This window comes from Pseudoflavonifractor gallinarum (genome assembly GCF_014982855.1).
GTDB lineage: Bacteria > Bacillota > Clostridia > Oscillospirales > Oscillospiraceae > Pseudoflavonifractor_A > Pseudoflavonifractor_A gallinarum.
Map to the genome: position 1 here is coordinate 88,692 of NZ_JADCKF010000009.1, position 14,028 is coordinate 102,719.

Sequence of the window (14,028 nt, forward strand, 5' to 3'; positions counted from 1 at the left end):
ACCGATTAGTAGCTTTATTCTATACCATTTCCGGCGATAATGGAAGTTCTTTTTTGTGTTCTGTACTATTTTTTTACGGATCCGCCGCAGAAGGATCAGAGGAGAGACCGCCAGACGAAAGAGAATGCCGGCAAAATCAGCCATCCGGTAACCCAGAAAGAGAAACAGAGGACTGAGCAGCAGGAAGTAGCCGATGGCGCCGCCCAGTACGGCGGCCACCATGTAGAAGCGGAGGACCCCGCCGCCGGTATCCAGAGCGTGGAGGAAGAGGCCAAGGGTCACCAGAAGCCAAAAGAGAAAATCCAGCAGACCGCCCAGCCAGCGCCACCGGCACCGGCATCGGAGGATGCGGAAGCAGTCATACACCATCCCGGTCCCCAGGCCCAGGCCCAGGGCCGAGAGGAGGGCGGTGAGCTGGCCGGAAATGGAGACACCCATGGCTCAGCGGAACAGGCGGGCAAAGAGACCGCCCTGTGCATTCCGGCGTTCTTCGTAGGTCAGGGAGTCAATGCTGCCCTCTACTTTCAGATCGCCCCCGTCCAGACTGAGCTTTTCAATGTGGAGGTTCTCCCCCCGCACGATCAGAACACCCTTGATGGTATCCATTACAATGCTGTTTTCGTCAAAGCTCTCCACCTCTTCCACGCCGGAGACGGTAAGCTGCTCCCGCCCTTCGAGAATGATGTGGTGGAGCACATCCGCACCGGGGCGTGCTTCGTCATATGCCATGGTACATCCCGCCTTTCCCAAATCTTGCTACTATGTATATGGAACGACAGGAGAGGATATGCCCGGGAGGGAGTTGACGTAAGTCCCTGCCAGCAGGTACAATGGGAGCAATGGAAACGAGAAGGAGGAACCGATATGCTCCGGGAAGATGTGCTGAAACTGCTGAAAGAGGGGGAGGGGCCCCAGTCCGGGGAGGAGATGAGCCAGCGGCTTGGTGTGAGCCGGGCGGCCGTCTGGAAGGCTGTGAGTGCCCTCCGGGACGAGGGCTATCTCATCTCGTCCGCGCCCAATCGGGGCTATCAGCTGGAGGCCTCCCCCGACCGGATCTCTGCGGGAGAGCTGGCCGGAAGTCTGGCGGGGTGCGTTCTGGGCCGGGAACTAATATGCTTGGATACGGTGGACTCCACCAACAGTGAGATCAAGCGCCGGGCGCTGGAGGGTGCCGCGGAGGGCCTGACCGTGCTGGCAGATCAGCAGACGGCGGGCCGCGGACGGCGGGGCCGTGGATTTGTCTCCCCGGCGGGGAAGGGGTTATACCTCTCGGTCCTCCTGCGGCCGGAGAGTGCCCTGCGGGAGCTGCTCTGGCTCACGGCCTGGACCGGCGTGGCGGTCTGCGATGCGGTGGAGGAGGTCTGCGGCTTCCGTCCGGGCATCAAATGGACCAATGACATCGTCTGGAATGGGCGGAAGCTGTGCGGCATCCTCACGGAGCTGGGGATGGAGGGCGAGGGCGTCCAGCCCCAGTATGTGGTCATCGGCGTGGGGATCAATGTCTCCCAGACCGCCGAGGACTTCGGGCCGGAGGTAGCGCCTCTGGCCGTGTCGCTGGGAGAGATCCTGGAACATCCACCCCGCCGGGCGGAGCTGGCAGCGGCGCTGCTCCGGTCGCTGGACACCCTGCGGGCGGAGTTTCCCCGGAGTAGGGAGCGTTATTTGGAGCAGTACCGGAGGGACTGTGTGACCTTGGGGAAAGAGGTGCGGATCCTCCGGGGCAGCGAGAGCTGGACCGGTGTGGCGGAAGAGATCGACGAGGATTTCCAGCTGGTGGTCCGCCGGAGCGACGGACGGCGGGAGGTCGTCAACGCGGGCGAAGTCTCTGTGCGGGGCATGCTTGGTTATGTATGAGAAGAGCCGGCAGGCCGGAATCATTCCGGCCTGCCGGCTTTTGTATCGCATATCGCGGGGCAGGAGCTCAGGGGAGGGAGTGGATGCAGATCCCATCCTTCCGGTGGTGTTTGACCTGATAGAGCAGCTGATCCGCCTGGACATACAGGGAAGAAAAGGAACGAGACTGGTGGAAGAAGAGTCCCCCAATACTCATGCCGGCCTGATGGCCTGCACAGAGGGTGGACAGACTCTTCCGATAGGCCTCACAGAGAGACTGGGTGCGAAGCTGAAAGACTTCAAGCTCGGAGAGGTTGGGGACCAGGACCACAAATTCATCCCCACCCAGACGGGCACAGATGCCATCCGGGAAATGGGCCCGCAGCTGTGCCGCAGCCATCTGGAGTACCCGGTCTCCGGTCGCATGGCCAAAGCGGTCGTTGATCTGCTTGAAATCGTCCAGATCCAGCAGCAGGAAACCATAGGACGCCTGCTCTGCCGTCAGGAGGGCGGACATGCATTCCTCTGCGCCCCGGCGGTTATAGATCCCGGTCAGGAAATCCCGGATGGAATTGTCCTTCAGAAGGGTTTGATAGGCCACCCGTTCCGAAATATCCACCAGGACGCTGATGATCGCGGGGCGCCCTTCCTCTGTGACGATCTTTCGCCCCACGTCGTGGACCCAAAGATAGGAGCCGTCTTTTTTGCGCAGGCGGTATTCCACATCGTACTTGTCACTGGCGGCAAAACTATCCGCGATGGCCCGGATCACGCCGGGGAGGTCATCGGGATGGATCGTGTTGGCGATCTTTTCCTCTGTGTCGGCGCAGAATTCCGAATAAGTATAGCCCAACATATCCAGGGCGTGGTCGTTGATGATGTAGAGGGGAAAATCCGGCTCCAGATAGCCGCCCATGATGCCGCCCGGTACGATTTCATTGAAGAGCTCGGCGAGTTTGCTCTGGGAGTCGGCATTCATTTTTTTCAGTTCCTGAGCGGCGTAATGGAGCGGGAAAAATTCCCGCTCCTGCTGAATGGGATTGGCGCAGGACATGTGCAGGCTGAAGGCCCGGTATTTGCCCTCCTCGGCCCGAAAGCCGGCCGTAAGACGGGTGGAAAAGTAGGCGCGGCCCTCACCGGGGACCTCGGCGGAAACCTCGATTTGACAGAGGCAGCTGTAAATCCCCGGGGCGACTTCTTTTTCCCAATAGGAATGGATCTGATAATGATTGGGGTTTGGTTCCGAGTGCAATTCCTCCTGGAGCAGGGCGGCAAATTCGGCCCGGCCATGGGCTTCCTCGTGAACACCGGTTCCAAGACTGTAAATATCCTCTGTGACCTGGGCAAGGGCGGCATCCAGATCGCGGCGGACAAGATAGGCGTCAAAAAACGCGCAGAGAGACTGATATACGGGGGAGGAGGTCGATAAGTTGGTTCCCAGCATGATATGGCTCTCCTAATAATGAATGGTAGATGCGCGAAACGCAAGAGTTTATTTACAATTATACTAAATACAGATAGGAAAAGCAAGTTTATATGGAAGGTCGGGAAACGGGAAAGCAAACTGCCTACACGGTTACGGCGTCCATGCGATCTTGCGGGACCCCAATCTAGGAAATGCAAAAAATGCCGCCCGGAACGGGCGGCATTTTTGAAAATCCAAAGGGAAAAATCAGCGCTTGCTGAACTGGGGAGCGCGGCGGGCAGCCTTCAGGCCGTACTTCTTGCGCTCCTTCATGCGAGGATCGCGGGTGAGGAAACCGGCGCTCTTCAGAGCGGCGCGGAACTCGGGGTTCATCTCCAGCAGAGCGCGGGAGACGCCGTGACGGATGGCGCCGGCCTGGCCGGTCACGCCGCCGCCGGTGACGGTAGCAACGATGTCCACCTTGCCCAGGGTGTCGGTGGTAGCCAGAGGCTGACGGACCAGGAGCTTCAGGGTCTCCAGGCCGAAGTACTCGTCGATGTCACGGCCGTTGATGGTGATGGAGCCGGTGCCGTTGGGGAACAGGTGCACACGGGCCACGGAGGACTTACGGCGGCCGGTGCCGTACAGGTAAGGCTTCTTGCTCTTATACATTCTCGTTTACCTCCTGCTTAGTTGAAAGCCCAGGGCTCGGGCTTCTGAGCGGTCTGCTGGTGCTCCGCGCCGCGGTAGATGTGCAGGCGGGTCAGGCTGTCCTTGGTCACGATGTTGCGGGGCATCATGCCGCGGATGGCCAGCTTCATGGCCAGCTCAGGCTTGTCCTGCATCAGCAGGCGGTACTTGGTCTCCTTGAGGCCGCCGGGATAACCGGAGTGAGTGCGATAGTACTTCTGCTCCAGCTTCTTGCCGGTCAGGATGGCCTTCTCGGCGTTGATGATGACCACGAAATCACCGCAGTCGGCGTGGGGGGTGTACTCGGGCTTGTGCTTGCCGCGCAGCAGGGTGGCAGCGGCGGCAGCGGTCTTACCCAGGGGCTTACCAGCCGCGTCGAGGATATACCACTTGCGGACGATGTTTCCCTTGTTGGCCATAAAAGTGGACATGGTGAAACCTCCAATTTGCTTTCAAGTTCTATGATGAAATTTGGCTTTACAGAACACATGCCCCGCGTGTAGAATAGAACCTACGAACGGAGCGTATTGCATTATATTACAGTGTTTGGCCGGTGTCAAGGCGTTTTTGGGCAGTTTTTATTTAAAAAGTAAAAAGCTCTTTTTTTCTCTTGAAAGCTCTCGAAATCTCTTGATTGCTTACTTTCGATTTTTCTTTTAATGCGCGCGAAAAGTTCTGCATTTTCATCCGGGAGGGACATTATGAACAAAATCCTATCCTATGTCCGCCGCTGTGTGGAGGATTATGACATGATACAGCCGGGGGACAAGGTCGCGGTGGGTGTGTCGGGGGGAAAGGACTCCCTGGTGCTCCTGGCCGCCCTGGCCCGGCTGCGGGAATTCTACCCCAAGCCCTTTACCGTGGAGGCCATTACGCTGGACATGGGGACCGGCATGGACTTTGCGCCGGTGGCGGAATACTGCAAGCGGATCGATGTGCCCTATACCTGCATTCCGACGGAGATCGCCCATGTCATCTTTGATGTGCGGAAAGAAAAAAATCCCTGCTCCATGTGCGCCAAGATGCGCCGGGGGGCCCTTCACACCGCCCTGCTGGAGCGGGACATCCATAAGATCGCGCTGGGACACCACTTCGACGATGCGGTGGAGACCTTCTTCCTCTCTCTGTTCTATGAGGGGCGGCTGTCCTGCTTTCAGCCGGTGACCTGGCTGGACCGGACGGGGATCTCCCAGATCCGCCCCCTGCTCTACTGCGGGGAGGGGCATATCCGCCATGTGGCCCAGCGGGAGGGGCTCCCGGTGGTGCACAATCCCTGTCCCGCCAACGGATTCACCAAGCGGCAGGAGGTCAAGGATCTGGTGAAGGAGCTGGGGGAGCGCTATCCCAATCTGAAGAGCCGGGTATTCGGGGCCATGCAGCGGCTGCCCCTGCCCGAGTGGGGCCCGGTGGAGCACCGGAGAATGCCGCCGCTGGAGGAGGACGAGGACTGACATGCTGAAAGTGATCCACGGGGCGGATTTCCACCTGGACGCCCCTTTCCACGCGCTGCCGCCGGAGAAGGCGGCGGGCCGCCGGGCGGAGCAGCGGGAGTTGCTCTTCCGCCTGGCCGATCTGGCCAACCGGGAGGGAGCCGATCTGGTCCTCCTGTCGGGGGATCTCTTTGACGGAGCGGAGATCTACGGGGAGACCCTGGAGGCCCTGGAGAAGGCCCTGGGCTCCATCCGGGGACAGGTATTCATTGCCCCCGGCAACCACGATTTCTGGTCGGCCCGCTCCCCCTACGCGGCGCTGGAATGGCCGGAGAATGTCCATATCTTCACCGAGCCGCACCTGGAGACCGTGGAGCTCCCGGAACTGGGATGTACGGTCTACGGTGCGGCCTTTACCGGGGCGCACCGTAGTGACCGGGTGCTGGAGGGATTCCATGCGCCGGAGGACGGGAAGATCCACCTGCTGGTCCTCCACGCCGACGGCACACCCAACAGTACCTACGGCCCCATTACCGAGGAGGATCTGGCCGGGAGCGGGCTGGACTATGCCGCGCTGGGGCACATCCATGCCCGGATCGGTCCCCGCCGCGCCGGAGCCACCGTCTGGGCCTATCCCGGCTGTCCGGAGGGACGGGGTTTTGACGAGCTGGGAGACAAGGGTGTCCTCTGCGGCAGCGTGGAGCAGGGGAATGTACAGATGGATTTTGTGCCGCTATGTTCCCGGCGCTATCTGATCCGGGAGGTGGATGTGACCGCCCGGATGCCGGAGGAGGCCCTGCGGGAGGCCCTTCCGGAGGGGGAGAGCCCGGACTTCTGCCGCATCCTCCTCACCGGAGAGCGGGGCATGGAGGGGCTGGACCTGGAGAAGCTGGGGGCCCTGGCCCGCCCCCACTATTACAGTGTTTCCGTCCGGGACAAGACCCGGATGCGCCAGGACCTGTGGGCCCGGGCAGAGGAGGATACCCTGACCGGGCTCTTCCTGCGCGCCATGCGCCGCCGGCTGGAGGAGGCCCATGACGAGGAGGCCCGGGCCGCTGTGGAGCGGGCAGCCCGCTTTGGCCTGGCCGCACTGGAGAATCGGGAGGAGCCGCAATGAAGATCAAACGAATGACAGCCACCTTTGGGCGGCTTCAGAACGAGACGCTGGAGCTGGGAGAGGGGCTCAACCTGATCCAGGCCCCCAATGAGGCGGGAAAATCCACCTGGTCGGCCTTTATCCGGGCCATGCTCTACGGTATCCCCACCAAGGAGCGGGACCGGCAGGGCTTCATCGCCGAGAAAAACCGCTATCAGCCCTGGAATGGCTCGGCCATGGAGGGGCGTATGGAGATCGAGTGGAACGGGCGTCTCATCACTCTTCTGCGCAGCCAGAACCGCACGGTGCCCTTCGGCAAGTTTGAGGCGGTGGACACCCGGACGGGGGAGCCCATTCCCGAGCTGACGGCGGAAAATGTGGGAGAGACCCTCATCGGGGCGCCCCGGGAGGTCTTTGAGCGCTCGGCCTTTGTGGGACAGGGAGCCACTGCGGTGGACGGCTCTCCGGCGCTGGAAAAGCGCATCTCCGCGCTGGTCTCCTCGGGAGAGGAGGATGTGTCGGGGGCCCAGGTGGAGCGGAAGCTCAAGGACTGGCTCAACCGGCGCAAGCACAACAAGACCGGCTGGATCCCCGAGCTGGAGCAGACCATCACAGAGTTGAACGAGGCCGCCGGGCGGCAGTCCAAGGCCCATCGCACCGCGGAGGAGGCCCTGCTGAGTCTGGACGGGCTCCGGCGGGAGCGGGACACCCTGGCGGTGGAGTTGGCCTATCACAAGGCGGCGGCGGAGCAAAAGAAACGTACTGCCTGGGAGCAGGCCCAGTCAGAGCTCTCTCAGGCCCGTGCCGAGGAGGAGAAGTACCGCGCGGAATTGCGCAGGGACGGAATGACCCCCGACCGGGAGGTCCTGCGCCGGACCCAGGAGGAGCTCAACCTGCTGCGCAATGTGGAGCAGAAGCTCAAGCAGGCCGAGCGGGACTATGAGGCGGCCATCCAGGCCGCCAATCAGGCCCGGCAGGAGGCCTCCGACCCCCTCTTTGCGGGGATGTCGCCCCAGGAGGCATGGGACAAAGCCAATCTGGACGCCGACGAGGTGGATCTGGAGGAGCCGGCCTCCGGGGGAACCCTTGCTGCGGGGCTTCTGCTGCTGGCCGGAGCCCTTGCAACGGCTGCCGCAGGGGTATTGCTGACCCCCTTTGCTTTCCTGGGCACGGCGCTGCTGCTCGTGGGGGGGATCATTCTGCTGGTCCAGAATGTCCGGCTCAAGCGGCAGGCTGCCACTATCCAGGAGGAGCGGGAAGAGATCCTCACCTGGTACGGCGTGGAGGATTCGGAGGAAATCCTGGCCCTGGCGCGGGAATACCGTGCTGGGTGGGAGAGCGCCCATGAGGCGGAGCGGGAGCGGCAGAATGCCGAGCAGACGCTCATTGATCTGAAAAATGAGCGGGAGCGCCTGCGGGCCCAGGTCCTGCCGCTGGTGCAGGGATTTGCGCCTGGGGCGAAAGACGCCTTTACTCTCTCGGCGGCCATCTCCAAGGCCCTCTTCCTCCAGGAGAAGCTGGAACAGGCGGCCATCCGGCGGGAAGGTGCGGAAAAATTGGTCCAGCGCCTGCCCGCTCCCCAGGAGGTCCCGGAAGCGGTCCCCGATGTGGAGCCCCGGTATGACGGCACCTATACCGCTGTGCGGCTGAGCGCGGTGGAGGGCGAGATCGGGCGGCTCAACAGCGTGCTGGCCATGGCCCAGGGAGAGCTCAAGACCCTGGGCGATCCTGCCCAGACCCAGGCAGATCTGGAGCGGGCCCAGGAGACGCTGGCCCTGCGCCGGCAGGAGTATGAGGCCATCACTCTGGCCCTGGAGGGACTGGAGGAGGCCAACCGCTCCATGCAGGCGCGCTTTGCCCCCGCCCTCAACGAGCGCGCCGGGGAGCTGATGGAACGCCTGACCGGCGGCCGCTATGACCGGGTGACCCTCACCCGGGAATTTGAGGCCATGGCGGAGGAGCGGGATGGGATGCTGCCCCGGCGGGTGCTCTCCCTCTCCCGGGGAACGGCCGATCAGCTCTACCTGGCGGTACGCCTGGCGGTGTGTGAGCTGGCGCTGCCCGATGCCAATGCCGCGCCCCTGGTGCTGGACGACGCGCTGGCCAACTTTGATGACGGCCGGATGAAGCTGGCCCTGGATGTGCTCCGCTCTCTGGGCAGAGAGCGGCAGATCCTTCTCTTTACCTGCCACAGCCGGGAGGGAAATTATCTCTCCGACGCCTACGACGTCCAGCATATTCCCTTGTCTTCGCGGGGCGAAGGGAGTAATCTGGTATGAACGGCGCAGAAGGAGGGGAGGCCATGATGAACCAGGCTGGCCAGGAGGAGGGGCTGACCAATGGTCAGGCACTTCGGTTGGACCTGTATTTCTGGCTCCAGGCGCTGGTCATGGCGCTCATTGCCCTGATTCTGGTCTTTACCTTTGTAGGCCGGGTCGTGGGCGTGGATGGCAGCTCCATGGAGCCCACCCTCCGGGACGGAGATATGGTCCTGCTCCAGAGTATCAGCTATCAGCCCCGGCAGCACGATGTGGTGGTGCTGACAAAGCCCTTTGGAAAGATCAACGGTCCCATTGTCAAACGGGTCATTGCGGTGGGCGGACAGCATGTAACCATCGACTATGATGCCGGTACGGTCACGGTGGACGGGGAGATCCTGGAGGAGCCCTATCTCAATGAGGCGATGGAGCACCCGCCCGAGGGATCCCTGCGCACCATTACAGAGGTCACGGTCCCCGAGGGGAGTATTTTTGTGATGGGGGACAACCGCAATCACTCCGATGACAGCCGCAATGAGCTGCTGGGCGTGGTGGATGAGCGGTATGTTCTGGGGCGGGTCATCGCGGTGGTGCTGCCCCTGTCCGACTTCGGTCTATTGGAATAGAAATCAAAAAGATGCGCCCGTCGGCCTTGGCCGGCGGGCGCATCTTGGCGCATACGGACAGAATCAGCAACATCAGCGGCGGAGGATCACATGGATGTAGCTGAGCTGCCGCTCAATCAGGGTCTGGTTATCCAGGGCGTCGCCCATCTGGATCTTCTGGGTGAGCAGCTCCTTGAAGCAGTAGAGAATGATCTCATTCATGGACTCCCGCTCCTCCAGCGAGAGGGAGGCCCCCTCCAGAACGGGCTGGAGCATCTGCCAGTTGCGCTCCACCAGAGAGCCGCAGGTGAGCATCTCCAGCACGCTGTCATCCAGTTCGCCCAACTCCTCCGGGAAGACCTCGTAGTAGGCGTGGATGATTTCGGTGAGCTCTCCGCTGTACTTTCCATAAAAGAGGTTATAATAGGCGTGGGGATGGCGGAATGCCGAGGCGCAGAAGAAGCGCCACATGAACAGAAAACGCTGGAAGGCATCCTGCTCGTCGGCCAGATAGCGGGCCAGGTTCCGGTTGTAATCCTCAAAATATTTCATTGAGGCGTAGACCGTCAGATGGTCCAGGTCCTTGAAGTAGTTGTAGAGCGTGGCGCTGTTGTAGCCCGCCCGCTTGGCTACCCGGCGCAGGGTGAGGGATTCCATACCCTCATTTTCCATTAACTCGCTGGCCGCATTGATAAAACAGGCGAAAATTTGATTGCGCTGTTCGGCCCGGTAAGGGGGTCTTGCCATGATAATGCCTCCTTAAAGTTCACCAGTGGCGCACAAAATTGCGCATGGTATCGTTCTGCCTTGATGGGATAGAAAATGAACTTATAAGTATGATTCCGGAGAGCGGAGCACTTTCCAATTCATTATACCGCGCCAATCAAATATAATCAAGATGATTATTCATTTATTTTTTTAATAACCGCGATTTAAAAGGGGTTTTTGCCATTGGGGGCAAAAAAATAGCTCTTGACTTTCTTGAAAAAGCATTATAAAATCACGCTGAAAGAATTGATCGTTTCAATAAAATGCGTGATGGGGAAAGAAACATTTTTAGGCATTTTACTTAGGTGTAGTGATGCCTTCTTGTGCGCCGTCCACACACGTTTATGTCCCGCAGGATCCAAAATGGAAGTTTGTAGGAGGCATCATACCATGGATAAGATTTATGACGTGATCGTTCTGGGTGCCGGCCCCGCCGGCCTGGCCGCCGGTCTGTACGCCGGTCGCAGCCGTCTGAGCACTCTCATTATTGAGAAGGGCAAGGATGGCGGTCAGATCGCCATCACCGATGAGATTGAGAACTATCCCGGCCAGATGGTCGAGGGTGAGAGCGGCCCCAGCCTGATCGCCCGTATGACCGAGCAGGCCAAGAAGTTCGGCGCTGAGCGCGCCAACGACACCATTCTCAGCGTGGAGCTGGAGGGCGATGTGAAGGTCCTCAAGAGCGCCAAGAATGAGTATCGTGCCAAGGCCGTCATCGTGGCCACCGGCGCGTTCCCCAAGCCCATCGGCTGTGAGAATGAGGCCAAGTTTATCGGTAAGGGCATCTCCTTCTGCGCCACCTGTGACGCTGCCTTCTTTGAGGACTTCGAGGTCTTCGTGGTGGGCGGCGGCGACTCCGCCGTGGAAGAGGCCATGTACCTGACCAAGTTTGCCCGCAAGGTCACCATCATCCATCGCCGCGATGAGCTGCGTGCCGCCAAGAGCATCCAGGAGAAGGCCTTTGCCAATCCCAAGCTCCACTTCCTGTGGGACACCGTGGTGCAGTCCGTGGACGGCGACGAGCTGCTGAGCAAGATGGTCGTGAAGAACGTCAAGACCGGCGAGCTCACCACCATCGAGGCCGATCCCGAGGACGGCCTGTTCGGTGTGTTCGGCTTCATCGGCTACAACCCCAACTCCAAGCTGTTTGACGGCATCCTGGAGATGGAGAACGGCTACATCAAGACCGACGACAACATGCACACCAACATCCCCGGCGTCTTCGCCGCCGGCGACATCCGTGTCAAGAGCCTGCGCCAGGTGGTCACCGCCGCTGCGGACGGCGCTATCGCCGCCATGCAGGCTGAGAAGTTCATCAACGAGTAAATGAACGGCGCGGCAGCCGCCGCACCGAACAATGAAAGGGGTATATTACCATGCTGGAACTGACTAAGGAAACCTTCGAGGAAGAAGTGCTGAAGGCCGAGGGCAAGGTCCTCGTTGACTTTTACGGCGACGGCTGCGTGCCCTGCCAGGCTCTGATGCCCCACGTGCATGAGCTGGCCGAGCAGTATGGCGACAAGATCAAGTTCTGCGCCCTGAACACCACCAAGGCCCGCCGTCTGGCCATTGCCCAGAAGGTGCTGGGTCTGCCCGTGATCGCCATCTACGAGAACGGCGCTCAGATCGCTTCCTGCGTGAAGGAAGAGGCTACTCCCGAGGCTGTCAAGGCCATGGTCGAGGCCAACATCTAATTTTCTTGTGTAGTATGGGCATCCGCCCTTGCTATAAATCTACAAAGGAAGGAGAGAAACACCATGGGAATGCTGGAAGGCAAGAAGGCCATCATCATTGGTGACCGCGACGGTATCCCCGGTCCTGCCATCGCCGAGTGCGTGAAGACCGCCGGTGCTGAGGTCGTGTTCAGCTCCACCGAGTGCTTTGTGTGAACCAGCGCTGGTGCAATGGATCTGGAGAATCAGAAGCGGGTTAAGGACTTCTCCGAGGAATTCGGCCCCGAGAACGTTATCGTTATTCTGGGCGCTTCCGAGGCGGAGGCCTCCGGTCTGGCGGCTGAGACCGTCACCGCAGGCGACCCCACTTTCGCCGGTCCGTTGACTGGAGTCTCGTTGGGACTCAAGGTTTATCATGTGTGCGAGCCCGAGATCAAAGATGAAGTTGATCCCGCCGTATACGATGAGCAGGTCAGCATGATGGAAATGGTTCTGGACGTGGATGAGATCATCAATGAGATGAAGTCCATCCGTGATCAGTACTGCAAGTACTAATTGCGCTGTGAACACAAAAGTGGTGGTAGGACGCGGCGCGCCCTGTCACCACTTTTGTCGTTATTCCGGCAGTTTCCGGGTATCTCTCATCCCGAAACGCAAACGACGTATCCCCGCGCGAAACGATGCGCATTATTACAGCCATAGATGGAAAGGCGGTTATTCACATGAACAGTGTTGTCAAGGGAACCGGCTATATCCTGGTTCATACTCCCGACATGGTGATCCACAACGGCACCACCCAGACCACCGAGCGCGTGGTCAATCCTGAGAGCGAGTACCTCAAGGAGCTGCCCAGCCACCTGCGCAGCTTCCAGGATGTGCTGGCCTACTGGCCCAACCAGACCTATATCGGCAATGTGACCCCCGCTCAGCTGGCTGAGCAGGGCACCTCCTGGGTGGACATGAAGTGCTCCGTTACCGATCGCCACGGCAAGTACGGCGAGATCATGCCCCAGGCCGAGTTCCTGCTGCTGATGCAGATCTGTGACTGCTTTGACGTGGTCAAGCTGGAGAAGGCTTTTGTGGCCGAGCACAAGGCTGCCATCGCCGAGCATCCCCTCTTTGACGAGGAGATGGTGGGCCGCCTGAACGAGGGTGTGGAGATCAGCGAGATCGAGCACCTGGTGAACGAGGAGCACGCTGAGGGCCTGTACCACAACAACAAGCTGGTGGGCTGTGTTAAGCGCGCCCACGACATCGACGTGAACCTGTCCGCCCATGTCATGCACGAGAACCTGGTGTCCAAGGCCTCCAGCGTGCTGGCTCTGCTGCATGCCGTGAAGAACGCCGGCATCGACAAGTCCGAGGTCGAGTACGTCATCGACTGCTGTGAGGAGGCCTGCGGCGACATGAACCAGCGCGGCGGCGGCAACTTCGCAAAGGCGGCTGCTGAGATCGCCGGCCTGCCCAACGCCACCGGTTCCGATACCCGCGGCTTCTGTGCCGGTCCTGCTCACGCCATTGTGGAGGCCGCCTCTCTGGTCAAGGCCGGCACCTACAAGACCGTTATCGTCACCGCTGGCGGCTGCACCGCTAAGCTGGGCATGAACGGTAAGGACCACGTCAAGAAGGGCCTGCCCATCCTGGAGGACATGCTGGGCGGCTTCGCCGTGGTCATCTCCCAGAACGACGGCGTGAACCCCGAGATCGACCTGTCCATCCTGGGCCGCCACACCGTGGGCACCGGTTCCGCTCCTCAGGCCGTCATCGGCTCTCTGGTGGCCGATCCTCTGGCCCGCGCCGGTCTGAAGATCACCGACATCGACAAGTACTCCCCCGAGATGCAGAACCCCGACATCACCAAGCCCGCCGGCGCCGGTGATGTGCCTCTGGCCAACTACAAGATGATCGCCGCTCTGGCGGTCAAGAACGGCGACCTGGACAAGAAGGCCATGCCCGAGTTCCTGACCAAGCACGGTCTGGTGGGCTGGGCTCCCACCCAGGGCCACATCCCCTCCGGCGTGCCCTTCATCGGCCCCGCCCGCGACGAGATGCTCGCCGGCGAGCTGAACACCGCCATGATCATCGGCAAGGGCTCCCTGTTCCTGGGCCGTATGACCAACCTCTTCGACGGCGTGTCCTTCGTCATCCGCAAGAACAGCGGTGAAGTGGAAGAGGGCGGCGTATCCACCGAGAAGGTGAAGAAGCTCATCGCCGAGTCCTTCCGTCAGTTCGCCGCCACTCTGGCTGTGGACGACGAGTAAGGAGGGAGA

The 14,028-nt window shown here is 60.6% G+C and carries 14 protein-coding genes and 1 pseudogene; 9 read left to right on the forward strand and 6 right to left on the reverse strand.

Translation table 11 applies throughout. From position 1 onward, the window contains the following. Positions 1-180: 180 nt before the first annotated feature. Positions 181-438: pseudogene (yabQ, locus tag INF37_RS16015) on the reverse strand (spore cortex biosynthesis protein YabQ); the annotation flags it as partial. A 3-nt stretch (positions 439-441) separates the two neighbouring features. Next, positions 442-729: a sporulation protein YabP gene (yabP, locus tag INF37_RS10745; RefSeq protein WP_101691506.1), complete on the reverse strand. Its 288-nt coding sequence runs from the start codon at positions 727-729 to the stop codon at positions 442-444. Between the two features lie 135 nt (positions 730-864). Here yabP and INF37_RS10750 point away from each other — a divergent pair, with 135 nt between their 5' ends. Further along, complete coding sequence (locus INF37_RS10750; protein WP_193538261.1) at positions 865-1,854, forward strand: biotin--[acetyl-CoA-carboxylase] ligase; 990 nt, start codon at positions 865-867, stop codon at positions 1,852-1,854. Positions 1,855-1,921: 67 nt separating this feature from the next. Here the strand turns inward: INF37_RS10750 and INF37_RS10755 are convergent, their stop codons facing one another. From INF37_RS10755 to rplM, 3 genes are all read right to left on the reverse strand, one after another. Continuing rightward, a complete protein-coding gene (locus tag INF37_RS10755; protein WP_193538263.1) occupies positions 1,922-3,277 on the reverse strand; it encodes a diguanylate cyclase domain-containing protein in 1,356 nt (451 codons plus the stop codon). Between the two features lie 228 nt (positions 3,278-3,505). Further along, the gene (gene rpsI, locus INF37_RS10760; protein WP_101691503.1) at positions 3,506-3,910 is read right to left on the reverse strand and encodes a 30S ribosomal protein S9; all 405 of its coding nucleotides are present in this window, start codon (positions 3,908-3,910) and stop codon (positions 3,506-3,508) included. Between the two features lie 17 nt (positions 3,911-3,927). Beyond that, entirely contained in the window at positions 3,928-4,359 is a 432-nt protein-coding gene (gene rplM, locus INF37_RS10765) for a 50S ribosomal protein L13 (protein ID WP_101691502.1), read from the reverse strand. 270 nt (positions 4,360-4,629) lie between these two features. Here rplM and INF37_RS10770 point away from each other — a divergent pair, with 270 nt between their 5' ends. From INF37_RS10770 to lepB, 4 genes are read left to right on the forward strand one after another with little or no spacing between them, the layout of a single operon-like run. After that, the gene (locus INF37_RS10770; RefSeq protein ID WP_193538265.1) at positions 4,630-5,379 is read left to right on the forward strand and encodes a tRNA lysidine(34) synthetase; all 750 of its coding nucleotides are present in this window, start codon (positions 4,630-4,632) and stop codon (positions 5,377-5,379) included. Position 5,380: 1 nt separating this feature from the next. Beyond that, the gene (locus INF37_RS10775; RefSeq protein WP_193538267.1) at positions 5,381-6,475 is read left to right on the forward strand and encodes a metallophosphoesterase family protein; all 1,095 of its coding nucleotides are present in this window, start codon (positions 5,381-5,383) and stop codon (positions 6,473-6,475) included. Further along, positions 6,472-8,733 (forward strand): ATP-binding protein, encoded by a 2,262-nt coding sequence (locus INF37_RS10780; RefSeq protein WP_186963979.1) that lies wholly within the window; start codon positions 6,472-6,474, stop codon positions 8,731-8,733. Before INF37_RS10775 ends, INF37_RS10780 begins: the two co-directional genes overlap by 4 nt. Further along, entirely contained in the window at positions 8,730-9,338 is a 609-nt protein-coding gene (gene lepB, locus INF37_RS10785) for a signal peptidase I (RefSeq protein ID WP_235964305.1), read from the forward strand. The genes INF37_RS10780 and lepB overlap by 4 nt, the downstream gene beginning before the upstream one ends. Before the next feature lie 72 nt (positions 9,339-9,410). Here the strand turns inward: lepB and INF37_RS10790 are convergent, their stop codons facing one another. Beyond that, on the reverse strand, positions 9,411-10,064 hold the full coding sequence (locus INF37_RS10790) for a TetR/AcrR family transcriptional regulator (RefSeq protein WP_101691497.1): 654 nt from the start codon (positions 10,062-10,064) through the stop codon (positions 9,411-9,413). A 411-nt stretch (positions 10,065-10,475) separates the two neighbouring features. On the opposite strand from INF37_RS10790, the gene trxB reads away from it, so the two are divergent. The 4 genes from trxB to grdC all read left to right on the forward strand — a co-directional run bounded on the left by trxB (position 10,476) and on the right by grdC (position 14,019). After that, entirely contained in the window at positions 10,476-11,411 is a 936-nt protein-coding gene (trxB, locus tag INF37_RS10795; protein ID WP_101691496.1) for a thioredoxin-disulfide reductase, read from the forward strand. Positions 11,412-11,461: 50 nt separating this feature from the next. Beyond that, a complete protein-coding gene (gene trxA / locus INF37_RS10800; RefSeq protein WP_101691495.1) occupies positions 11,462-11,779 on the forward strand; it encodes a thioredoxin TrxA in 318 nt (105 codons plus the stop codon). 63 nt (positions 11,780-11,842) lie between these two features. Beyond that, the gene (gene grdA, locus INF37_RS10805) at positions 11,843-12,313 is read left to right on the forward strand and encodes a glycine/sarcosine/betaine reductase complex selenoprotein A (RefSeq protein WP_101691494.1); all 471 of its coding nucleotides are present in this window, start codon (positions 11,843-11,845) and stop codon (positions 12,311-12,313) included. A 167-nt stretch (positions 12,314-12,480) separates the two neighbouring features. Then, positions 12,481-14,019, forward strand: coding sequence for a glycine/sarcosine/betaine reductase complex component C subunit beta (grdC, locus tag INF37_RS10810; RefSeq protein WP_101691493.1), 1,539 nt, complete (start codon positions 12,481-12,483; stop codon positions 14,017-14,019). Positions 14,020-14,028: the final 9 nt, after the last annotated feature.

Bases quoted from the DNA above. Each gene is read 5' to 3' on its own strand.
- yabP (WP_101691506.1), bottom strand. From the start codon at position 729: ATGGCATATGACGAAGCACGCCCCGGTGCGGATGTGCTCCACCACATC.
- INF37_RS10750 (WP_193538261.1), top strand. From the start codon at position 865: ATGCTCCGGGAAGATGTGCTGAAACTGCTGAAAGAGGGGGAGGGGCCC.
- INF37_RS10755 (WP_193538263.1), bottom strand. From the start codon at position 3,277: ATGCTGGGAACCAACTTATCGACCTCCTCCCCCGTATATCAGTCTCTC.
- rpsI (WP_101691503.1), bottom strand. From the start codon at position 3,910: ATGTATAAGAGCAAGAAGCCTTACCTGTACGGCACCGGCCGCCGTAAG.
- rplM (WP_101691502.1), bottom strand. From the start codon at position 4,359: ATGTCCACTTTTATGGCCAACAAGGGAAACATCGTCCGCAAGTGGTAT.
- INF37_RS10770 (WP_193538265.1), top strand. From the start codon at position 4,630: ATGAACAAAATCCTATCCTATGTCCGCCGCTGTGTGGAGGATTATGAC.
- INF37_RS10775 (WP_193538267.1), top strand. From the start codon at position 5,381: ATGCTGAAAGTGATCCACGGGGCGGATTTCCACCTGGACGCCCCTTTC.
- INF37_RS10780 (WP_186963979.1), top strand. From the start codon at position 6,472: ATGAAGATCAAACGAATGACAGCCACCTTTGGGCGGCTTCAGAACGAG.
- lepB (WP_235964305.1), top strand. From the start codon at position 8,730: ATGAACGGCGCAGAAGGAGGGGAGGCCATGATGAACCAGGCTGGCCAG.
- INF37_RS10790 (WP_101691497.1), bottom strand. From the start codon at position 10,064: ATGGCAAGACCCCCTTACCGGGCCGAACAGCGCAATCAAATTTTCGCC.
- trxB (WP_101691496.1), top strand. From the start codon at position 10,476: ATGGATAAGATTTATGACGTGATCGTTCTGGGTGCCGGCCCCGCCGGC.
- trxA (WP_101691495.1), top strand. From the start codon at position 11,462: ATGCTGGAACTGACTAAGGAAACCTTCGAGGAAGAAGTGCTGAAGGCC.
- grdC (WP_101691493.1), top strand. From the start codon at position 12,481: ATGAACAGTGTTGTCAAGGGAACCGGCTATATCCTGGTTCATACTCCC.